Source organism: Pseudoalteromonas sp. PAST1 (genome assembly GCF_021532515.1).
GTDB lineage: Bacteria > Pseudomonadota > Gammaproteobacteria > Enterobacterales > Alteromonadaceae > Pseudoalteromonas > Pseudoalteromonas simplex.
The window spans coordinates 1-20819 of sequence record NZ_JAKGBH010000053.1 but is presented as its reverse complement, the minus strand read 5'-3'; the positions used below and the strand labels follow the sequence as shown (position 1 = coordinate 20819).

At 41.1% G+C, this 20819-nt stretch carries 20 protein-coding genes; 4 read left to right on the top strand and 16 right to left on the bottom strand.

Features of this window, described 5'->3' with window-relative positions; genetic code table 11:
* Positions 1-3: 3 nt before the first annotated feature.
* The 5 genes from apt to L1272_RS19170 all read right to left on the bottom strand — a co-directional run bounded on the left by apt (position 4) and on the right by L1272_RS19170 (position 3076).
* Complete coding sequence (apt, locus tag L1272_RS19185) at positions 4-549, bottom strand: adenine phosphoribosyltransferase (RefSeq protein WP_054551549.1); 546 nt, start codon at positions 547-549, stop codon at positions 4-6.
* Between the two features lie 161 nt (positions 550-710).
* Entirely contained in the window at positions 711-833 is a 123-nt protein-coding gene (locus tag L1272_RS23145) for a hypothetical protein (RefSeq protein WP_254907726.1), read from the bottom strand.
* An 85-nt stretch (positions 834-918) separates the two neighbouring features.
* Complete coding sequence (locus tag L1272_RS19180; protein ID WP_328250360.1) at positions 919-1677, bottom strand: HvfC family RiPP maturation protein; 759 nt, start codon at positions 1675-1677, stop codon at positions 919-921.
* A complete protein-coding gene (locus L1272_RS19175) occupies positions 1670-2533 on the bottom strand; it encodes an HvfB family MNIO-type RiPP peptide maturase (protein ID WP_235374100.1) in 864 nt (287 codons plus the stop codon). The genes L1272_RS19180 and L1272_RS19175 overlap by 8 nt, the downstream gene beginning before the upstream one ends.
* A gap of 54 nt (positions 2534-2587) precedes the next feature.
* Complete coding sequence (locus tag L1272_RS19170; RefSeq protein ID WP_209326481.1) at positions 2588-3076, bottom strand: HvfA family oxazolone/thioamide-modified RiPP metallophore; 489 nt, start codon at positions 3074-3076, stop codon at positions 2588-2590.
* A 173-nt stretch (positions 3077-3249) separates the two neighbouring features.
* On the opposite strand from L1272_RS19170, the gene L1272_RS19165 reads away from it, so the two are divergent.
* Positions 3250-4227, top strand: coding sequence for a tRNA-dihydrouridine synthase (locus tag L1272_RS19165; protein ID WP_235374099.1), 978 nt, complete (start codon positions 3250-3252; stop codon positions 4225-4227).
* 51 nt (positions 4228-4278) lie between these two features.
* On the top strand, positions 4279-4614 hold the full coding sequence (locus L1272_RS19160) for a TraR/DksA family transcriptional regulator (RefSeq protein WP_054551553.1): 336 nt from the start codon (positions 4279-4281) through the stop codon (positions 4612-4614).
* 14 nt (positions 4615-4628) lie between these two features.
* On the opposite strand, the gene L1272_RS19155 is transcribed toward L1272_RS19160, so the two are convergent.
* The 10 genes from L1272_RS19155 to pyrC all read right to left on the bottom strand — a co-directional run bounded on the left by L1272_RS19155 (position 4629) and on the right by pyrC (position 13748).
* Complete coding sequence (locus L1272_RS19155) at positions 4629-5633, bottom strand: hypothetical protein (protein ID WP_235374098.1); 1005 nt, start codon at positions 5631-5633, stop codon at positions 4629-4631.
* Positions 5634-5689: 56 nt separating this feature from the next.
* Positions 5690-6949 carry a tetratricopeptide repeat protein gene (locus L1272_RS19150; RefSeq protein ID WP_054551555.1) on the bottom strand — a complete coding sequence of 420 codons (1260 nt, stop codon included), beginning with the start codon at positions 6947-6949 and terminating at the stop codon, positions 5690-5692.
* Positions 6950-6960: 11 nt separating this feature from the next.
* On the bottom strand, positions 6961-7578 hold the full coding sequence (locus L1272_RS19145) for an energy transducer TonB (protein ID WP_054551556.1): 618 nt from the start codon (positions 7576-7578) through the stop codon (positions 6961-6963).
* Positions 7578-7982: an ExbD/TolR family protein gene (locus tag L1272_RS19140; RefSeq protein WP_054551557.1), complete on the bottom strand. Its 405-nt coding sequence runs from the start codon at positions 7980-7982 to the stop codon at positions 7578-7580. The genes L1272_RS19145 and L1272_RS19140 overlap by 1 nt, the downstream gene beginning before the upstream one ends.
* A 14-nt stretch (positions 7983-7996) precedes the next feature.
* Entirely contained in the window at positions 7997-8521 is a 525-nt protein-coding gene (locus tag L1272_RS19135; protein ID WP_054551558.1) for a MotA/TolQ/ExbB proton channel family protein, read from the bottom strand.
* The gene (locus L1272_RS19130) at positions 8521-9885 is read right to left on the bottom strand and encodes a MotA/TolQ/ExbB proton channel family protein (RefSeq protein WP_054551559.1); all 1365 of its coding nucleotides are present in this window, start codon (positions 9883-9885) and stop codon (positions 8521-8523) included. Before L1272_RS19130 ends, L1272_RS19135 begins: the two co-directional genes overlap by 1 nt.
* Before the next feature lie 6 nt (positions 9886-9891).
* Positions 9892-10662 carry a DUF3450 domain-containing protein gene (locus tag L1272_RS19125; RefSeq protein ID WP_054551560.1) on the bottom strand — a complete coding sequence of 257 codons (771 nt, stop codon included), beginning with the start codon at positions 10660-10662 and terminating at the stop codon, positions 9892-9894.
* Between the two features lie 466 nt (positions 10663-11128).
* Positions 11129-11743 (bottom strand): response regulator transcription factor, encoded by a 615-nt coding sequence (locus L1272_RS19120; protein WP_235374097.1) that lies wholly within the window; start codon positions 11741-11743, stop codon positions 11129-11131.
* Between the two features lie 408 nt (positions 11744-12151).
* The gene (locus L1272_RS19115; protein ID WP_036967526.1) at positions 12152-12361 is read right to left on the bottom strand and encodes a cold-shock protein; all 210 of its coding nucleotides are present in this window, start codon (positions 12359-12361) and stop codon (positions 12152-12154) included.
* A gap of 340 nt (positions 12362-12701) precedes the next feature.
* Positions 12702-13748, bottom strand: a complete 1047-nt coding sequence (gene pyrC, locus L1272_RS19110) for a dihydroorotase (RefSeq protein ID WP_054551562.1) — start codon at positions 13746-13748, stop codon at positions 12702-12704.
* Between the two features lie 191 nt (positions 13749-13939).
* On the opposite strand from pyrC, the gene L1272_RS19105 reads away from it, so the two are divergent.
* Complete coding sequence (locus L1272_RS19105; protein ID WP_138601658.1) at positions 13940-16312, top strand: EAL domain-containing protein; 2373 nt, start codon at positions 13940-13942, stop codon at positions 16310-16312.
* 58 nt (positions 16313-16370) lie between these two features.
* On the opposite strand, the gene L1272_RS19100 is transcribed toward L1272_RS19105, so the two are convergent.
* Positions 16371-18650, bottom strand: a complete 2280-nt coding sequence (locus L1272_RS19100) for an acyl-CoA dehydrogenase (protein ID WP_235374096.1) — start codon at positions 18648-18650, stop codon at positions 16371-16373.
* Positions 18651-18818: 168 nt separating this feature from the next.
* On the opposite strand from L1272_RS19100, the gene L1272_RS19095 reads away from it, so the two are divergent.
* Entirely contained in the window at positions 18819-20669 is a 1851-nt protein-coding gene (locus tag L1272_RS19095) for a M2 family metallopeptidase (protein WP_187490780.1), read from the top strand.
* Positions 20670-20819: the final 150 nt, after the last annotated feature.

Below are 20819 nucleotides of genomic sequence, written 5' to 3'. Positions count from 1 at the left end.
TAATTATTCGCCTTCGAATTCAACCAACTTTAAGATTTTGATGCCCATATCAGCAACTCGTTGCTCACCACCCAGCTCAGGTAAAGAAACAACAAATGCCGCATCAGTTGCGTTACCGCCAAGTTTAGCAACTAATTTTGCCGTTGCTTCGATTGTGCCACCTGTAGCCAGTAAGTCATCTACTAGTAACACTTTATCGCCAGGGACAATTGCGTCTGTATGAAGCTCAAGAATATCTTCACCATACTCTAATTGATAACTTTGTGAAATCACTTCGCGAGGAAGTTTGCCTGGTTTACGAACAGGAATGAATGGAATACCTAGTGCGTAAGAAAGTGGTGCACCGAAGATAAAACCACGAGATTCAGTACCGATGATTTTTGTAAAACCTTGGTCTTTATATGCTGCAATAAAGCTGTCGATGGTTGCTTTAAATGCGTCAGCATTAGCCATTAAAGTAGTTACGTCGCGGAACATAATGCCCGGCTTTGGGTAATCAGCGATCGTTGCAATGCTCTGTTTGATGAGCGTTGAAGTTGCTTGAGTCATAATTATACTGCTCAAAAAGTTTATCTAACAAAGCTCGAGAGTATAACATCACCTTAGTAGAAAGTCGGTAGCAAGTTTCGAAATTAATCACTTAACAAGAAATTACAGCTATAAAAAAGGCTGCATAATGCAGCCTATTGTCTTTAATTTGCTTGCGCAGATTAAGATAAAGAAGTGATCCAACCAAGAATAGCGTTTAGACAGCCAATGCCACCGAATACAGCTAAAAACGCAATGAAATAAGTTGCATTGAACGGATCTTTAAAGTCTTTATCATTCGACATAATTACTACCTTTATTTAAGCACGACAAAATAAGGCGCTCATAATAGTCGAACTAAATACATCAATAAAGACTTTTAGCTGATTTTTAAACCAAGTTATTAGAAACCACAATGCCACGTTCTGCCATTGCACTCAAGGTATTGAGGGCTCCCTGATACAGCTGCTCTTGGCTAAATTGAGGCGCATGCTCTGCAACTGCTTGGCATACATCATTTAAATCGGCACCTGGCTGAGATTCTATGATATTAAGAAGTAATGCGGTCATCGCATTTGTCGATAAAAATTGTACTTCGTCATCGCTATCACGATAAACCACAAAATAACTGGGTTGTCCTACCGGTTCACTTGGTTGATTATCTGCACTGATGGTATGAACAGGAAAACTGTAACTCAAGTTACGGGCAAGTGAACTTAAGAATAATGCAGAGCTTGTCACTTGATGAGCCGATAAACTGACTTCTTCTGCCACCTCTTGAGCAACCGATACATCAAGCTCAACCCATTCATAGTGCGCTAGCTCTAACATAAACGCGGGATCATCGCTTTGCACTTCATAGTCATTAGCAAGAAAAGCCAAAAACTCCCCTGCAATATCTAAAAAATAAGGTGATTTACAATCATGCTGACTAAAAAACTGCCTAACGAGTCTGTGCCAAGCTTGCTCTGAATATAAACTTTTTAGTACTGGATACGCAGAGCTAACAAAGCCATCCACATTATTAAAAAATAAGTCGCGGTAAATAGCCATCCGACGCTCTTCAATATCACTAGGCTTAGCGTGTTGTTGAGGATCGCGGATATGCGCCATAAACGCTTGCTGTACTTGAGTAAAATGTTCAGGCACTGTGTTTCACCATTGCTTGGTTTTGCTTGCTCGCTGTTTGCTGCAGTGCTTCAATGGTTTTTAGCTCGGTTAACAACTCACTCATCGGCGGAATATTAAAATCACGCTCTAATAAGGTGGGAAATACGCCATGAACTTCATAAGCTTTTTCAAGCAATTGCCAAACAGGATCGATAACTGGCGCACCATGGGTATCAACCAGTAGATCTTCAGCCTCAGTGTAATGGCCCGCAACATGCCCATAGGCAATCCGTTTTGTTGGTAATTCAGCTAGGAATTGCTCAGCGTTATAACCATGATTAATCGAATTAACGTAAATATTATTCACGTCGAGCAGCAGTTTACAATCAGCTTCTTCTAAAACAGCATTAGTAAATTCAAGTTCTGTCATTTGTTGACCAGGGGCGCCATAGTAAGACACGTTTTCAATAGCAATTGGCTGTTCTAAAATATCTTGTACTTGCCTAATACGAGAAGCAACATGCTTAATAGCATCTTCAGTAAATGGTATAGGCATTAAATCGTACATATGTCCTTCGCCCGAGCAGTAACTTAAGTGCTCGCTGAATAAACGAATATTATGCTCTTTATAGAAGGTTTTAAGCGATTGCACAAATTCAATATCAAGCGCTGCTGGTGAGCCAATCGATAACGATAAACCATGGCAAACAAAGGCATGTTGTTCGGTAAGCTGTTTAAATTGTTTACCAAAACGCCCCCCAAGCTTTAGCCAGTTTTCAGGTGCAACTTCTAAAAACTCAATAGGTTTAGGAACATCAATGAGCATTTCATCAAGCATTTCTCGGCGCAAACCTAAGCCAATCAGCCCAAAATCAGCTACTGATTCATTTAACATACTACCTCCTACTAAAAAGGGCCTTTACGGCCCTTTTAAAAGCTAAATGAGCGCTTAGTGATTAGAACCACATTTACCTTCGCCACACTTACCTTCTTTAGCTTTCTTTTTGTCTGCGCCACATTTACCTTCGCCGCACTTACCTTCTTTGGCTGCTTTTTTGTCTGCGCCGCATTTACCTTCGCCACACTTACCTTCTTTGGCTGCTTTTTTGTCTGCGCCGCATTTACCTTCGCCACACTTACCTTCTTTGGCTGCTTTTTTATCTGCGCCGCATTTACCTTCGCCGCACTTGCCTTCTTTGGCTGCTTTTTTGTCGCCGCCGCACTTACCTTCACCGCACTTGCCTTCTTTTTCAGCTTTTTTATCGCCGCCACATTTACCTTCACCGCATTTACCTTCTGCGGCATCTAGTTGATAGCCTGCTTGCATTTGCTGAAATTCAAATGGGTTTGCACTCGCATCAGTTGCTACAAAACTTGACGCACCTACTACAACCGCACCTAATGTTAATGCAATTGAATTTTTCTTAACTGTGTTCATTCGATGACTCTCTTTTTTATAAAGGGTTATTAAACAAGACCCGAGAACTAAAAATTACTTTCAAAATTTTTATAATTATTTTCTGAAAGTGCCAAGAATGCAAATTACGATTTATAAAACAATCCAGAAAAGCTAGAATACGCGTCCTAATTTTTGATGAGTTAACAGGTATCATGCGACTAGTTTTAGCACCGATGGAAGGCGTTGTGGATTTTAAAATGCGACAACTCTTAACTGATTTAGGTGGATTTGATTTATGCGTAACAGAGTTTGTTCGTGTCGTTGAAGACACACTGCCCGAACGCGTGTTTCATCGCTATTGTCCTGAGCTAAAAACAGGTGGTTATACCCGTGCAGGTACGCCAGTGCGTATTCAGTTGCTAGGTCAAGTTGCTCATGCTTTGGCAGCAAATGCCGTCAAAGCAATACGCCTAGGCTCCCATGGCATTGACTTAAATTTTGGTTGCCCAGCTAAAACAGTGAACAAAAGTAAAGGTGGTGCGGTACTGTTAAAAGACCCTGAGCACATGTACGAAATTATTAAAGCCGTACGTGATGCTGTTGATCCTTGCCATGAAGTTAGTGCCAAAATTAGGCTTGGTTTTGATGATGATAGTAATAGCCAAGAAATTGTTGATGCTGTTGTTAGCGCGGGTGCTTCAAGTCTTGCTATTCATGCCAGAACTAAAAGAGATGGTTACAACCCTCCGGCATACTGGGAAAAAATCCCCCCGTTAATCAAAGATAAAACTATTTCGGTCGTTGCTAATGGCGAAATTTGGCAAGTTGAAGATGCCATGCTTTGTCAAAAGCGCAGTCATTGCCAAGATTTAATGCTTGGTCGTGGTGCATTAGCGATGCCTGATTTAGCAAAACAAATAAAATCTCATGCAGAAAACGAGCATTACACTCCGATGTTATGGGAGCATGTGATATACCACATTATTCATTCATCTATGCACCAAGACGAGAGCAAATGTGAAAAGTATTTTGCTTCTCGTACTAAGCAATGGCTCGGCTATTTAAAACGCCAATATCCTCAAGCTAACGCACTTTTTGATGAGATCCGCCGCCTAAAAGCCAAAGACGAAGTTGCAGATGTACTAAGAAAGTACGCGAAAGCGCCGAGTATTGATACAAATCATAATTAGCAAATCGATTTTGTTTGATAATACCAGTATTGCCCACTTGGAAGAAAAGCGATGAACAATACTGAAATTCAAACAAAGTTATCTGCGGAACTTGCGCAGGTTCGACAACGTTTACTGGATATGCTGGCTAATTCTGATCAAGCCTATCATCAGCAACTGCTATCGCAACTCAAGGATCATCCCCCTTCAGACTGGTTAGAGCTGACAGCAAATAATCTCGGTTCTGAGTATCAAATATTGATTGCTCGAATAGAAAAGTTAGAAGCAGCACTATGCCAAATCGATATTGGGCAGTATGGCTATTGCTGTGATTGTGAAGAAAAAATTGATGACGAACGTTTACTTGCAGATCCTGCAAGCCAACGCTGTCGGCGATGCGCTCCATAGAGCGCAGCGCTGTACTAATTTATAAAAATAAAGCTCATCGCAGGATAAAGCACGATATCCTCAATTAACCAATCAGCTTGTTGATGATTTACCCCTAGACGCTTCATCAAACTAACACGTGCTTGCTGTTCACTCCATGTGTGATAATGAATTCCTAAGTCGGTTTCCATCATAACTTGCCAGAAGTATTGCTCATCTTGTGTTAATTTACGCTTACTTTTGAGCGGGTCGAGATAATCAAGCTGCCAATCAAGACCTGTGTGCTGATGACTTTCTACAAAATAGTTCATTACTAATGGTTTAGCGTGAGAGTCTGATACAGGTAATACAAAATCTGCATTCTGCGATTGCTTTAACGAAGCCTGGATTTCACTTAACCAAGTTAAAGGCGGCTTAGTCTCACCACTAAAGTAATTAAGTTTACTTTGATACCAATCTTTACCATTTGCCAAACCGACTAAACCAAGTTTAGTACGCGGTTTATATTGAGTTAAATATTGATTAAGTTTGTTTAGTGCTGCTTGTACACTGTCATCGCTATTATCAAGGTGCGATTTGACCATATTATGTAAAAGCGTTAATTCGATTTTATTTAATTTCAGATTGCTTTGCTCAGCTGCAATTAACTGCGTTTCAACTAACTCTAGCCAGTTAGCTAATTCATTTACCGAATAGTCATCTACTAAACGAGCTTGGCTAATAACATCACGTTGTACAGGCCACACAAAGTAACGTTCGGGATAACGCTCAGCAATGATTAAATAGTTCAATTGCGCCTGTTGTGACACATCTAACGTCGTCGTTTTTAGTCCTTGATAAGCCTGATGACGTGCTTGCAAATAACTTTCTGAGAAAGGCCAGCTAGCAGCTTCACTTTGCTGTTCTTGAGTCGATAATAAATTATTAATAGTTTGCAGCGCTTGCTGCCCTTCACTAAATGTTTTGAAACCTGATGTTTGCTCAGAGCAAGCTATCAGCATCACACTTGCGACAACTAATAATACGATCTGTCTTAGCATTTTAAAATTCCATAAAAAAAGCCCCAGAGGGGCTTTTTAATTTAAAACAACATCAATTAGATTTTTACACCGTTACGAGCGGCTTTATCTTTGATGAAGGTCGACCAGCTCTTCGCAAACTTGCGAGTGCGCGGATCGTCCATTGCTTTAGTGATAGCGTTATAAGCTTGCTTATACTTCTCTTGGTAGTAATAAGCTTCAGCTAAATCAGAGTAAATAGTTCCTTTTTTGTCAGAACCTAACTCTATTGCCTTGTTCAAACGAACAACGGCTGCACTATAATTTTGCGATTGTAAAAGTAATGAACCCGCTTTGCGGTAAAGCTCAGCATCATCATCAAATTTAGCCGCTTCTTCATAGTATTTAGCTGCTTTTTCAATATCTTTAGAACGGTGGTAGTTAGATGCCACTGCACTGATATTTTGCTTGTTACGCTTAACTTTTTCTTCGTTGATTGCCTTTTCAAGCACAACTGCTGCTTTGTAAGGGATATCATTTAACGAATAAAAGTTAGAAAGTACTTTGTATTCAACTTCGTTTTCAAAATAGCCATTTTTATAGGCAACTTCCATGGTCGCTAGACCTTTCTTGAAGTCTTCGGTTTGAAGGTAGTATTTACCTAAACCAACCCAGGCTTTTTTGTCTTCAGGCCAAACACGAACAATTTCTTCAGCAACACCTACCATATTTTTGTACTGTTTAAGTTCAAAATAGGCAGCTAGCTTTAATTGGTAAGCAGCCTTTGCAGGTTCTTTTGCCAATTCAATTGCTTTGTTTGCAGCAGGAAGTACGTCTTTGAAAAGTTTTAACTCGTAGTTTGCTTGCGCAATACGTGTATAAACCTTGTCGTCTTCCTCACCTGTGAAGTCCATCCAAGCTGCATAAGCTTCTTTCGCTTTTGCATATTGCTCAGTACCCGCGTACATATCACCTAGAAGTTTTAAGCCTTGCTCTTGGTCAGCAAAATTTAAAACGTCAGGCTGAACTGCCGCTGCGATATGCTTGATAGCCAATTGATACTGCTCTTTTTGAGCGTACATTTGACCTAAGTAACGATCGACTGTTGCCTTATCAAATTCATCCGAAGGATCAATTTCTTTAAGTAACGCAATCGCTTCATCAAGCTTCTCTTCATTGTACAAATCAAACGCTTTAATAACTTTTTTACCAACGCGCTCGCCCATAACTTTAGTTTTTGCTTTTTTACGCGCTTCAATCTTCGCGTAATCTGGCGCTGCTAAAGCAGGTGCAGTGAAAGCTACACCTGATAGAGACATAAGAAGCGCAAGTGCAGTTACTTTAGATAAATTTCTCATTACTCGCCTCCTTAGTTGCCTTGGTTAAGTTTAAAGTCTAATTGTACTTGAAGACCAAATTGCTTCTGTGGTTTACCATCGATGATTTTCGGACGGTACTTCCACTTACGTAGCGCACGTTTAGCTTCGCGGTCGAAGATACGCTTAGGATCGGCGTCGATCACTTCAACATCTTCTACACCACCCACTTCATTGATAGTGAATGAAAGTTGTACCCAACCTTCTTTACCATCACGCGCTGCTTGCGTAGGGTATTTTGGTTCAATACGAACGATAGGTGTCGCGTCACCATCACGTCCAAATGCACCTGGACCACTTAGGCCACCAGCTGTGCTACCCACATCGATGCTTGGCATATTAAATGACAAACCACCAGTGTTAGGGTTGCTGTTTTCCGGCTGAGGCGGCTGCGGTTTAGGCGGCTGCTTTGGCGGTGGCGGAGGCGGAGGCGGAACACGCTTCCTCTCCTGCACCTTAGATTCAGGCGGATTCGTCATAATTTCGACTACGATCTGTTCTTTTTGTTCAGTCGCACGGTCAGCTCCACCGGAGATGAGGTACGCCATGAAGTAGAACAAGCCGAAAGTAACTGCCCCACCTGCAATCAGTGAAAACAGAAAACGAATCATTACTGATCTCCAGCTATTGAAATTTTAAGGTTATCACCCGTCGCTTTGATCTGGTCCATTACTTTAACTACTACGCCGTGTTTTGCTTCTTTATCAGCTTGCAAAATTACAACTTCAGTAGGTTGTTCTGCTAATAAACTTTCAAGCTTAGCTGATACACGCTCAACGTCTACTTGTTGTTTATCAATCCAGATCGCACCGTCAGCGCGGATAGCAACAAAAATGTTTGCATTTTTTTGCTTCGTAGCTGCAGCTGCTTTAGGTTTATTGACTTCGATACCAGCCTCTTTAACGAACGATGTAGTTACGATAAAGAAAATAAGCATGATAAATACGATGTCAAGCATTGGCGTCATGTCAACCGCTGCTTCTTCTTCTTCACGAAAACGTTGTTTACGTGCCATATTTAATTCTCTCTCTAGTGATGAGGCATGCTATCTACAAGTTTAGCTTTCGCCATTCTCGCTCTCGCTTCAAGACGTGAGCTAAAGAATACTCCAGATAGTGCCGCAACCATTCCAGCCATTGTTGGGATTGTTGCCATTGAAATACCTGATGCCATTAAACGTGCGTTACCAGTACCTTGAGTAGCCATGGTTTCGAAAACCGCGATCATACCCGTTACAGTACCTAATAAGCCGATTAAAGGACAAACAGCTACTAATGTCTTAATCAACAACATACGCTGATCTAATTTTTCAGACGCTTCAGAAATCCATGCTTCACGGATTCTGTGTGCGTACCAAGACGTAGTGTCTTGGCGGGCATCCCACTGAGCTACAATGTTCTTCGTCATACGAGGAAACTCAGCTAGTAGGAACCAATAGCGCTCAATCATTAAAACCCACATAAGAAAGAGTGCTATCGCGACCACGTATAATACCTGGCCGCCTGTGCCAACAAAATCCCTGATAGATTCCCAGATCTCCATCAGGACTAGCATTAGGCTTTCTCCTTCTCCGCGTGAGCAGCGATGATACCAGCGCTTTGCTCATCAAGGACATGTAGAACCGACTTACTACGACCCGCAACAATTGAGTGAAGTAGGATAAGTGGTAGAGCTGCAATTAGACCTAACGCTGTAGTTACAAGTGCTAGAGAGATATTACCAGCCATGATCTTCGGATCACCTGTACCGAACAATGTGATTGTTTGGAACGTAAGGATCATACCGATTACCGTACCTAGTAGACCTAGTAATGGAGCGATTGCTGCCAAGATCTTGATGATGTTGATACCAGCTTCGATGCGAGGCGTTTCACGTAGGATTGCTTCGTCAAGTTTAAGCTCAAGGTTTTCAACGTCTTGATTCTTGTTGTCAGCGTAAACCTTAAGAATACGACCCAGTGGGTTGTTTGTATTCGGAGTAGAAAGGTTCTTAAGCTGGCTCTTAATCTTAGTGCTAGTAAGCGCAAGATCAATGAAACGAACGATGAAGATAAGTAGACCAACAACTAATAATAGTGTGATGATGTAACCTACTTCAGCACCTTGCTCGTAGTATTCCATTAGTGATTTCTTCTGCGTGTTGATACGTAAGATCGCGCCACGAGTCGGGTCGATGTATACGCCAGCGTAGTTATCTGCAGAAGTACCTTCTAAATCGCTGATACCCGCTAGGATGTAGCTATCAGGTTGCTTACCTAGAGGTTGAATCGCTTTAGTTTCTGGAGAGTAGATTAAATAACCGTCATCAGTTACTAAGTTGAAGTTACCGATACGCGTTACTTTCTTCACAGAAGATGAACCGTCAAGACCTGCAACTTCAGTTTCGAAAGTTGAAACTTTAGCAGACTCAGTCATTTCAGTTTGAAGAGAAATCCAAAGCTCTTCTAGTTCACGAACAGTTGGAAGTTCTTTCGCAGCAGCTAGTGAGCGAAGTACTTCAGCACGTCCTGGTTTTTCAGCAGAAACAAGTGATGCTTCGATTGAACCGATTGCATCAGCAGCTGCACGACGTACAACACCGAACATCTCACCTAAAGTACCTTGAGCATTTAAAAGAGCTTGCTCTTTTTCTGCTAAAGTATTTTCGTTTTGAGCATATTCTTTAGCTAAACGGTCACCACGTGCTTTTTCAGCAGCTAGGTCGCTTTTAGCTTTGTTAAGTAACGCTTGCTTGTCAGCACGAGCTGAAAGGAACTCTTGTTCACGTTGCTTATTTAATTTGCCTTCAGAGATACGTTCTTGCTTAACTTGCTCAAGAATTTTGTCTAAAGCATCAGTGTTTGCGTGTGCATTAAGCGCGGTACCTGCAGAAACAGATAGTACTGCTGCAACAGCAAAACCTTTAAATAGTTTCTTCATTATTGATTACTCCGCGCCAAAAATTGGTAGTTTAACAAGTTCTAATGTCGCTTGTTTACGCGCCATACGGATAACTTCTTTAACAGGTTTTAGGTATTCTTCACCTAATTCTTTCCACTGTTTAGTGTTGTTATCCCACACCCACGCGTGCTTAAGGTCAAAAGACTGAGCTACGTAAGTGATACGACCTAAACGACCGAAGTCAACGTTGATGCTCTTACCATCGATCTCAAGAGTACCTTGAGAAGCAGTTACAGCTGAGCTGTATGCAGTTTCAACAGTGTAAGCTTCAAGAACTTGGCGGAATTTTTCAGATGTAGTAACTGAAGCTGACGCCATGATGTCACGAAGTCTTTCAACACGTGCTAGACGGTTTTCAAGATTGAACGGAACGTCCGCTTTGATGAATTGCTCAAGCGTATCGATCATGCGATACATCAAAGGCACAACGTTTTGTTTCGTGTTATCGATAGTTGCGATTTGACGGTCAAACGATTCGATTGAAGCGTTTTGGTCAGCGACCAAACGTGCTACGTGATCGTTGTAAACCTTCATTAGCTCAGTTTCGTCAACAACGCTACGGTACTCAGCGATTAGCTCTTGAGTTTGACCATATACATTGTCAATTTTAGTTTGAGACTTAACAGCAGCCTTTTGAATTTGTTGACCTGCATCTTGCACATCTTTCAAAGGATCTGCAATCACATTGCTGCTTGCAAATGCAAAAGCGCCAACCAACGCTGATGCTACAAGACTCTTTCTGATTTTAACAGACATAGTTCCCAACCAATTAAGTAATGTTACTTTTATAATTTAATTACCCTCCGAAGAGGACAACCCTGATATCTTTTAATAGATATCAACCCTCCAATAATGCTAAATGCATCTGAGTCTGTCAACTTGATGTTCGGCTTTCATCGGAAAAATTTGGTGACTCGTCGTTGATATGAAAATAACCAAAACAACGAATTAACAAAAATATAACAGCCACACATCTGTAAGGCTTCTATAGCCCTTTAGTAACAATCATCACATTCATATTCCGTTCAAACTTAAACATAAATGTAACATTTATTGAAATCAAAAAGCGGTAAAGAAAAATGAAAAAAAAATTCAGTTTTTTCATCTAAAAAATCTAATTAGAAGAATTTTTATGCATTTAGAGGCAGGGAATGTTTAATAAGCAAGCAAACTGCTTACTAAACATTAAACGGGATTTAATCTTGACTTATAACTGCCGCCATTAGAACACGGCGCGGTCTTTTACTAGCTTAGCTAATGAGATAACTGAATCAACCTCAAGCTTTTCAAATATCTTTGTTTTGTAAGTACTGACGGTCTTGTTACTGATGAAAAGTTTTTCACCAATGTCTTTATTCGATAGCCCTTGCAATAGGTAATTCATTACGGCGAGTTCACGCTCAGTGAGTAACTCGTCAATGTCTTTTTCAGAAGCAATTAAATGCTCTTGAGGAAAAAAGGTGTAACCACGCAAGATCATTTCAACTGCAGAAGAAATATCTTCAAGGCTCTCAGCTTTGTTAACGAAGTCTTGCGCTCCCAACTTTGCTGCAGTGCGTATAATATGCTTATCTTGCTTAGCTGATAAGAATAACACTTTGCCAGTAAACCCTGCACTAACAGCCCGCTTGTATAAGCTAAAACCATCTGAGTCTTCTAACTCAATATCTAATATAGCTAACGCTACATTATTAGCTTTTAAAAATTGTAGTGCTTCTTTTTGACTTCCAACAGCTTGAACTTCGTTAACTAAGGTCGATTTGGATAAAACCATTTTAATTGCTGTTGCCACCATCGGGTGATCGTCTACCAAAAGTATATTATTTCCTATGCTCATCAATTAGCAAACCTTCATTATATCTATCAAACGAGTATTTTATTGCTCATTTAAATTACCGCTGTCTTATATATCACTAAGTTTAGCGGGAAATTCAGATGTTGGTAAAAAAATCTACAATCTCTGAAAATGAGTACTAAATTTTCTCGTTAGATCAAATTTTTCACTTACACAACGATCAATGTCATGTTTAATTAACTAAGTCTAAGAGCATATAGTACTTTAGATACCGAGAGTAGCTTTAAAGGAATAGTTGAGAAAGTTCTAGAAGAATTACCTATTAAAAAAGGCTAACACAATACTTTAGGTTTAAATAGGTTTAGGTACAACTGTATGATATTTGGGGAGTAAATGAATTTTGGTGAAACAGAAACTGTTTCACCAAAATGCTTAGGTTCACATAATAAATTATGCTACTTCTACGTTCTCAGCTTCAGGGCCTTTTTGACCTTGTTTGATGCCGAAAGATACTTGCTGGCCTTCGCTTAGAGTGCGGAAGCCTGTACCTGTGATAGCGCTGAAGTGTACGAATACATCAGGGCCATTTTCTTGTTCAATGAAACCGAAACCTTTAGCTTCGTTGAAGAACTTAACTTTACCAGTAACCGTGTTTGACATACCAAATTTTCCTGTAAGTCAATTATTAAAATTCAGCCATAATGGCTCTATCCTCCCTGAGTGAATGCCCAATAAACTTGGGGTAAAGTACAGGAAGAACCAATAACCAAACCGGTAACCGTACAGCCGCACATTATCCGTAAATTCAATACGCAAAAACTCAAAGCAATTTAAGACTAACACATTAAATAGCTTTTAGCTCTATTAATCGAAAATAATTTTAAGGTCAACCGCTCAAACAAAAATATATGACAGTACTATTTATAAACAATTAATTATAAATGAAAAAAGCCCATCAAATAGATGGGCTTTTTATTCTCGATTTAGACCTTGCTAAAACTTACTTAACTTGCCAGTCCATTTGTGCTTCTGCTTTGATTGGCACCACTTCTGAATCGCCTAGTTTATAGCTAGCTGGTACTGTCCAGCTCTCTTTTACTAGTGTAATGGTATCTTGGTTTCGAGGCATACCGTAAAAGTCAGGACCGAAGTGACTCGCGAAACCTTCAAGCTTGTCTAAAGCACCCGCTTCTTCAAACGCTTCAGCATAAAGCTCAATAGCTGCATGTGCAGTATATGCACCAGCACAACCACAGGCCGCTTCTTTTTTGTCTTTGTAATGTGGTGCAGAGTCAGTACCTAAGAAGAACTTTTTGCTGCCGCTTGTTGCAGCACCAATTAACGCTTGTTGGTGAATGTTACGCTTTAGAATAGGTAAGCAGTAATAATGCGGGCGAATACCACCTGCTAGCATATGATTACGGTTATAAAGAAGGTGATGAGCAGTAATGGTTGCAGCAACATTCTCTGGTGCATTATTAACAAACTCTACCGCATCTTTTGTCGTGATGTGCTCAAGCACAATTTTAAGACTCGGAAAGTCATTTACTACATCCGCTAAAATTGTATCTAAGAAGACCTTCTCACGGTCAAAAATATCAATAGATGAATCGGTTACTTCACCATGAACTAGCAGCAACATCCCTACTTCTTGCATTGCCTCAAGTACAGGGTAAATATTCTTAACTGATGTCACACCAGAATCTGAGTTGGTCGTCGCGCCAGCTGGGTACAGTTTAGCAGCAACAATTTTACCTGTTGCCTTAGCTTTTTTAATTTCTTCTGGCGTAGTTTTATCTGTTAGGTAAAGCACCATTAATGGTTCGAAGTTACCTTGTGGGCCCGCAGCTTTAATTCGCTCATAGTAAGATAATGCAGTGTCTGTACAAGTTGCCGGTGGAACAAGGTTAGGCATGATGATTGCTCGCCCCATGTAACGGCTTGCATCACGAACGGTATCAACGAGTTGCTCACCATCACGTAAATGAATGTGCCAATCATCTGGGCGTGTAATTGTTAGAGTTTGCATCGAATTTAAATCTGACATTGCTTGTTTCCACGGCTAAAGTTAGGGGGATAGCATAAACATTGAGCAAATAACCTCGCTTATTTACCCAAGTTCATTTTCAGGTGCCTAGTTTACACCAGTATACGTTTTTTTTGAAAATAACTTTGTGGATAGTTTGATAGTAGGTTAACGTAATAAATTAATACAACATTTTGGTTACCTTTTATTCTATGCCTAAGAGTTTAGACACGGCTTTTGCACTTGAAGTCAAAACAGACCAATTACATATTATTAATCAGTTCTCATCATCTCTAATGCAGTTAGATACAGTTGAAGAGTTACTCGAATATGTTACATCAGAGGTAGTGAGCCGCCTGGGCTTTATAGAGTGTGTCATTTACCTAGCAGACGATAAAACACGTACCCTAAAAGAAATGGCGTCTATTGGCACGGCAAGTAGCCATGATACTTACCATATCGACCGAACAGAAATTAGCTTTGATCAAGGTATTACGGGTTATGTCGCAAGCACTGGCAAACCCTTAATGATTGGCGATGTCAGTCAAGACCCGCGTTATATTGCCGATTCTCGCCCTGCGTTATCTGAGCTTTGCGTACCATTAGTTTACAAAGAAAAAGTACTGGGTGTCATTGACTGTGAGCACCCGCAAAAACATTACTACAATGATACGCATTTAGAGATTTTATCAACTGTCGCCCACTTACTCAGTGCCAAGATAAATCAAGTTCGCACCGTAGAAGACTTACAGCAAACTGTGATGCAGTTAAACGATGCACAAAAGCTAGAACGCTCGATGCTGCAAATCGCTAACTTAACCTATCAATCAAGCGAGTTAGATAGCTTCTTTGAATCTTTACACGGCATTATTACCTCTTTACTGAGGGCTGATAACTTCTTTATTGGCCTGTATGACAAGCAACTCGATGTGCTTGATTTAGTTTATATTATCGAAGAAGGCGTGCGTTCTAACGCCCATAAGAAAATATCGAAAGAACAACTAAAAGACACCGCATCTTATTATTTATTAAACATCGACCAATCTTTACTTTTTACGAAAGAAGAATTTCAACAACACATTGATGCGGGTCATTTTAAAATGGTTGGTCGTCAGGCCGAGTCTTGGCTAGGGGTGCCATTTAAAGTAAATGAGCGTATTAGTGGTGTTATCGCCGTACAAAGTTACAGTAAAAGCTATCACTATGACGAACATGACCGTGCCTTACTCACGTATGTGAGCCGCCAAATTAGCATGGCGATAGACCGCCAATTATCAAGACAAGAGCTTGAGCACCGAGCTCTTCACGACGAATTAACCGGCCTTGCTAACCGCTCGTTATTAATAGAGCGTATTAAACATGCGATCCTTCGTCTGGCAAGAGCAGATAAGCGCCACCAACATGCCCTGCTCTATCTAGACTTTGACCGTTTTAAAAGTATCAATGATTCATTAGGTCATGAGGTTGGTGACCACTTTTTGGTCAAAATCTGTGAGTTAATCTTAGGTACCATCCGCAATACCGATACCTTTGCCCGCTTAGGGGGCGATGAGTTTGCCATTTTTATGGAGAACATCACCGATAAACAACAAATTAAAGATGCCCTTGAACGAATTCAACAGGTTCTCGCTGAGCCTCTTGATATTGATGGCCACTTACTTCAGGCATCCACAAGTATTGGTGTTGCGTTTTGTGAAAGTAGTCGCGATCAAGCTTATAAGCTATTACAGCATGCTGATGCTGCAATGTACGAGGCGAAGTCATCAGGCCGCGGTAAAGTTAAGTTTTTTAACAATACCATGCGTAAAAAGCTCAAAAATCATGCGGATATAGAAAATGATTTACAGCATGGTATTGAACATGACGACTTTGAACTTTACTACCAGCCAATTTTTACCATTCAAGATGCACAGGTTGTCGGCTTTGAGGCGCTTGTGCGTTGGCACCACCCAAGTAAAGGCTTTGTCTCGCCAAATGATTTTATACCCGTTGCAGAAGACACAGGCCAAATTATTAACTTAGATTTACACTTGCTTGAACTCGCGGCAAAGCAAATCGCACTGTGGGCAAGTAAAGGTAAAGCGTTTGGCCGAATTACCGTGAATGTGTCATCACGTCATTTTGCAAGTCTCGACTTCGTCGCGCAAATCCATGCTTTGTACTCTAAATACAAACTCCCTTTAGGCTCGCTGTGCTTAGAAATCACTGAATCTGGGCTAATTGGTAATTTAGAGCTAGCAACAAAAATTATTAAAGGCCTTGAGCCTCTTGAAGTTAAACTGTGCTTAGATGATTTTGGTACTGGCTACTCAGCGCTTGGTTATTTACACCAATTACCTATCCATATTTTAAAAATCGATAAAAGCTTTATCGATCATTTAAATAAAGCACACAACCCCTTGGTGGATGCCATATTATCGTTAGCACAGTCGTTAAAGCTCGATGTTGTTGCGGAAGGGATTGAAACAGAAAAACAATTGGCAATCTTAAAACAAACTCAATGTAAGTTTGGTCAAGGCTTCTTAAAAGCGAAACCCATGCCAGCCAGCGAAGCAGAAAAAGTCATCACTCACGGATTGGTATAAGCTAAGATAAAAAAGCCTTGCAAATGCAAGGCTTTAATTATTTCAACTTGGCAAGAAGTTACAGCTCGCCGGGGGAGAAGTTATCAACGGCTATCGCTTGTTTACGTAGCTCATTGGCTTGATTCATACGCTCTGCAACGGTTTCGTTTATCAAGTTTTTCTCTGCTGCTGCGGCAATTGCGCCCTCAAGTTCAAGGTTTTTGGCAATAGTGCCTTCTTTTTGCCATTTACGAAGCTGCTTAAAGTCTTCATGGGTGTCAATCATGGCTAAAAAGGCATTTTCCATGACACCCGTGCCTGCATTTTCATCAACATAACAAAGATGGGTTAATCTGTCTCTAAAGACCCCTGGTTTGCTCATGTGCTCACACATTGTTTGTGCTAACTCATCGCTTGGACGGTGGTAATGATTACCCAGAGGGAACACAATACGTTTTAGTAAAAAATTAACCACTGGGTTAGAGAAGTTTTTAAAGAAGCCATCGAATGCTTGACCAATGCAGAATAACGAATGCTCAACGGCATATTGCACAAATGGTAGGTCAGCTTGCTGACGCCCTTCATCTTCATAACGTTTCAATACACATGAAGCAAGGTATAAATGGCTAAGCACGTCACCTAAACGTGCCGAAATCATCTCTTTGCGTTTTAACTCACCGCCTAATACTAGCATCGCAACGTCAGTACAAAATGCTAAACCACGACTCATGCGACTTAACTGTTTATAGTAACCAGTGGTTGCGCCACAGACAGGGGCTTTAGCGAAGTAACTTCGCGTTAAACCGTGCACAAATGCCATACCTGCATTACTGCCTGCAAATAAAATATGTTGCAGTAGTAATGAGTCAAACTCTTTTAAAGCAACATCTTGGTCTTCCATTGCTGCTGCTTCCATTTCTTTTAAAACAAACGGATGACAACGGGTAGCGCCTTGACCAAATATCATCAAGTTACGAGTCAGAATATTTGCACCTTCAACGGTAATCGATACCGGGATCCCCATGTAGCCATGGGCTAAATAGTTATTCGGCCCGACTTGAATACCCTTACCCGAATGAATATCCATCGCGTCGTTCATTACAGTACGGCCCATTTCAGTCATATGATACTTAGCTATAGCGGTAACCACAGACGGACTCAATTTTAAGTCTATCGCCCCTGCGGTCATTAACCTTGCTGATTCTAAGGTGTAAGTTAAACCACCAATGCGAGCGAGTGCTTCTTGAACACCTTCAAATTGGCCAATCGACACACCAAATTGTTGGCGAACGGTTGCATAGGCTGATGTCATTCTTGAAGCCAAGTGACCTGTTGCCGTACTAAGTGCCGGTAACGAAATACCGCGGCCCGCACTTAAACATTCAACTAACATGCGCCAACCTCTACCTGCGCCCTTTTCGCCACCGATGATCCAATCAAGCGGAATAAACACATCTTTACCGTACGTTGTGCCATTCATAAATGCCATGTTTAACGGGTAATGACGCTCACCTGTTTGCACACCTTCGTGATCTGTCGGAATAAGTGCACACGTGATACCAAGCTCTTTTTTATCACCCAATAAACCTTCAGGATCGTACATTTTAAATGCAAGACCCAGTACTGTGGCGATTGGCGAAAGGGTGATATAACGTTTTGACCAGTTAAGTTTTAAGCCAATCACTTCTTCACCGTTATGCATGCCCATACAAACCACCCCAGTATCAGGAATACTGCCTGCATCAGACCCAGCCTCAGGGCCCGTTAATGCAAAACAAGGCACATCATCGCCCTTAGCTAGGCTTGGCAACCAACGCTCTTGTTGCTCTTTGGTACCGTAATGAAGAAGTAATTCGCCAGGACCTAAGCTATTGGGGACCATAACGGTGACCGCAGCGGTTAAGCTCTTAGTGGCAATTTTCGATACAATGGTTGAATTAGCAATGGCTGAAAACTCTCGGCCAGCAAATTCTTCAGGAATGATTAGTGCAAAAAATCCTTCTTTTTTTAGGTAGTCCCACACTTCTTTTGGTAGGTCTTTATCTTTTTGCACGATTTGATAATCATCAAGCATGGCTAGCAAAGTTTCGACTTGCTCACCCATAAATGCGCGCTCTTTTTCGCTGAGTTCAGGTTTAGGAAAACGATGCAGCTTTTGCCAATCAGGGTTACCACTGAATAACTCACCGTCCCACCAAACATCACCCGCTTCCATAGCTTCACGTTCTGTTTGCGATAACGGCGGCAAAACTTTTTTAAATAGTCTAAACGTAGGTCGTGTGACAAGATTGATGCGAATGTCTTTCACAGCAAAAATTACAATCACAGCAACTAGTAACAGAATGATTACGGTCGTCATTGTGCAATCCTTTTATTTTATTTAACTGGTTCAAGTATGACTGATCGTGCCATAAATACAACGTAAGCAGCGCTTACTTAGCTTGTTTTCAACTAGGCAGTTTGTTGTTTACTAAGACACTGCTATTATGCATGGGCAATAAATAACAATAAACTTCTAGGGAACGTTATGAAAAAGACTCCATTTAAGCTCAGCATCAGCGCGCTTATGGTCGCCAGTGCACTTGCACTTACAGGCTGTAATGATGACGCTGCGAGCACTAAAACAACGACTGCTGAAGTCAAAACAAGCCAAGTAACCGCACAAGATGCCGCTAAATTTATCGCCGATACTGAAAAAGAATTAAGCGCGCTTTATTTAGAAGCAAGCCGTGCTGAGTGGATTTATGCCAACTTCATCACCCATGATACTGCTGAACTATCTGCCGAAGTAAATCGCAAAATGACAGAAGCTGTGGTTCGTCTTGCTAATGAAGCCGCAAAGTTCGATAGTTTAGAGCTTGATTACGATGCACGTCGTAAACTCGATAAACTTAAACTCGCACTTACCTTACCTGCACCACAAGATGCTGAAAAAACAGCTAAGCTCTCACAATTAGTGGCTGAGCTAGGGGGTATTTATGGTAAAGGTAAATACTGTAAAGAAGATGGTAGCTGTTTAAGCCTTGGCGAGATGACTGCTAAAATGGCAACGAGCCGTGATTACAATGAATTGCTTGATTTATGGCAAGGCTGGCGACAAGTTTCAAAACCTATGCGCCCGCTTTATGAGCAACAAGTTGCACTCACCAATGAAGGTGCAAAAGAGCTAGGTTATGCAGATACAGGTGCTATGTGGCGTAGTAAATACGACATGCCAGCCGATGATTTTGCAAAAGAACTCGACCGCATTTGGGGCCAAGTTAAACCGCTATATGATTCATTACATTGTCATGTTCGTGCCAAGCTAGGTGAAAAATATGGCGAAGATAAAGTCCCGCAAGATCAACCTATCCCAGCTCACCTTCTAGGTAATATGTGGGCCCAAACATGGGGTAACATTTACGACGTTGTTGCACCAGAAAATGCCGATCCTGGTTATGATGTAACAGAACTATTAGCTGAACACGATTACGACGAACTTAAAATGGTACGTGGTGCTGAGAAGTTCTTCACCTCAATGGGCTTTGCACCACTGCCTGATACCTTCTATGAGCGCTCGCTATTCACTAAACCGCAAGACCGTGACGTACAATGTCATGCATCTGCATGGAATATTGATAGCAAAGACGACCTACGTATTAAGATGTGTATTCAACGCACAGGTGAAGAATTCTCTGTTATTCACCATGAACTAGGGCATAACTTCTACCAACGCGCCTACAACACACAGCCTATTTATTATCAAGAAAGTGCGAACGATGGTTTCCACGAAGCGATTGGTGACACCATTGCACTTTCTGTAACGCCAGGTTATTTAAAAGAAATTGGTTTATTAGACGACGTGCCTGATGAATCTAAAGATATCGGCCTGTTAATGAAAATGGCATTAGACAAAGTAGCATTTATCCCATTTGGTTTATTAGTAGACCAATGGCGCTGGAAAGTTTTCTCAGGTGAAGTAACGCCAGAGAACTACAACAAAGCGTGGTGGGAATTACGTGAAAAATACCAAGGTGTACAAGCGCCTATCGCACGTAGCGAAGCAGACTTCGATCCAGGTGCTAAGTATCACGTACCAGGCAACACGCCTTACACACGTTATTTCTTAGCGCACATTTTACAATTCGACTTCCACAGAAGTTTATGTGAAATTGCCGGTAACGAAGAAGCGATTCACCGTTGTTCTGTATACAACTCTGCTGAGGCTGGTGAAAAACTAAATGCTATGTTAGAAATGGGCTCAAGCCGCCCATGGCAAGAAGCACTTGCGACAATCACTGGTAAAGAAGAAATGGATGCAACAGCAATCTTAGATTACTTTGCACCGTTACAAAAATACCTTGATGAGCAAAATGAAGGCCGCCAGTGCGGTTGGTAATGATAAAAACGAAAAAGCCCGCATAATGCGTAATGCCAGTCAGTTAAGAGCTGACTGGCATTTTCTTTTATAGGGATATTTATTAGGTTTCCTTCTTACCACCCTTGGATAATGCCTGTCTGGTAGCCTATCGGGTAAGATAAACAACCT

Bases quoted from the DNA above. Each gene is read 5' to 3' on its own strand.
- apt (WP_054551549.1), bottom strand. From the start codon at position 549: ATGACTCAAGCAACTTCAACGCTCATCAAACAGAGCATTGCAACGATC.
- L1272_RS19095 (WP_187490780.1), top strand. From the start codon at position 18,819: ATGAAAAAGACTCCATTTAAGCTCAGCATCAGCGCGCTTATGGTCGCC.
- L1272_RS19140 (WP_054551557.1), bottom strand. From the start codon at position 7,982: ATGGCACGTAAACAACGTTTTCGTGAAGAAGAAGAAGCAGCGGTTGAC.
- L1272_RS19115 (WP_036967526.1), bottom strand. From the start codon at position 12,361: ATGTCAAACACGGTTACTGGTAAAGTTAAGTTCTTCAACGAAGCTAAA.
- pyrC (WP_054551562.1), bottom strand. From the start codon at position 13,748: ATGTCAGATTTAAATTCGATGCAAACTCTAACAATTACACGCCCAGAT.
- L1272_RS19125 (WP_054551560.1), bottom strand. From the start codon at position 10,662: ATGTCTGTTAAAATCAGAAAGAGTCTTGTAGCATCAGCGTTGGTTGGC.
- L1272_RS19165 (WP_235374099.1), top strand. From the start codon at position 3,250: ATGCGACTAGTTTTAGCACCGATGGAAGGCGTTGTGGATTTTAAAATG.
- L1272_RS19155 (WP_235374098.1), bottom strand. From the start codon at position 5,633: ATGCTAAGACAGATCGTATTATTAGTTGTCGCAAGTGTGATGCTGATA.
- L1272_RS19135 (WP_054551558.1), bottom strand. From the start codon at position 8,521: ATGCTAGTCCTGATGGAGATCTGGGAATCTATCAGGGATTTTGTTGGC.
- L1272_RS19170 (WP_209326481.1), bottom strand. From the start codon at position 3,076: ATGAACACAGTTAAGAAAAATTCAATTGCATTAACATTAGGTGCGGTT.
- L1272_RS19145 (WP_054551556.1), bottom strand. From the start codon at position 7,578: ATGATTCGTTTTCTGTTTTCACTGATTGCAGGTGGGGCAGTTACTTTC.
- L1272_RS19150 (WP_054551555.1), bottom strand. From the start codon at position 6,949: ATGAGAAATTTATCTAAAGTAACTGCACTTGCGCTTCTTATGTCTCTA.
- L1272_RS23145 (WP_254907726.1), bottom strand. From the start codon at position 833: ATGTCGAATGATAAAGACTTTAAAGATCCGTTCAATGCAACTTATTTC.
- L1272_RS19160 (WP_054551553.1), top strand. From the start codon at position 4,279: ATGAACAATACTGAAATTCAAACAAAGTTATCTGCGGAACTTGCGCAG.
- L1272_RS19120 (WP_235374097.1), bottom strand. From the start codon at position 11,743: ATGAGCATAGGAAATAATATACTTTTGGTAGACGATCACCCGATGGTG.
- L1272_RS19105 (WP_138601658.1), top strand. From the start codon at position 13,940: ATGCCTAAGAGTTTAGACACGGCTTTTGCACTTGAAGTCAAAACAGAC.
- L1272_RS19175 (WP_235374100.1), bottom strand. From the start codon at position 2,533: ATGTTAAATGAATCAGTAGCTGATTTTGGGCTGATTGGCTTAGGTTTG.
- L1272_RS19130 (WP_054551559.1), bottom strand. From the start codon at position 9,885: ATGAAGAAACTATTTAAAGGTTTTGCTGTTGCAGCAGTACTATCTGTT.
- L1272_RS19100 (WP_235374096.1), bottom strand. From the start codon at position 18,650: ATGACGACCGTAATCATTCTGTTACTAGTTGCTGTGATTGTAATTTTT.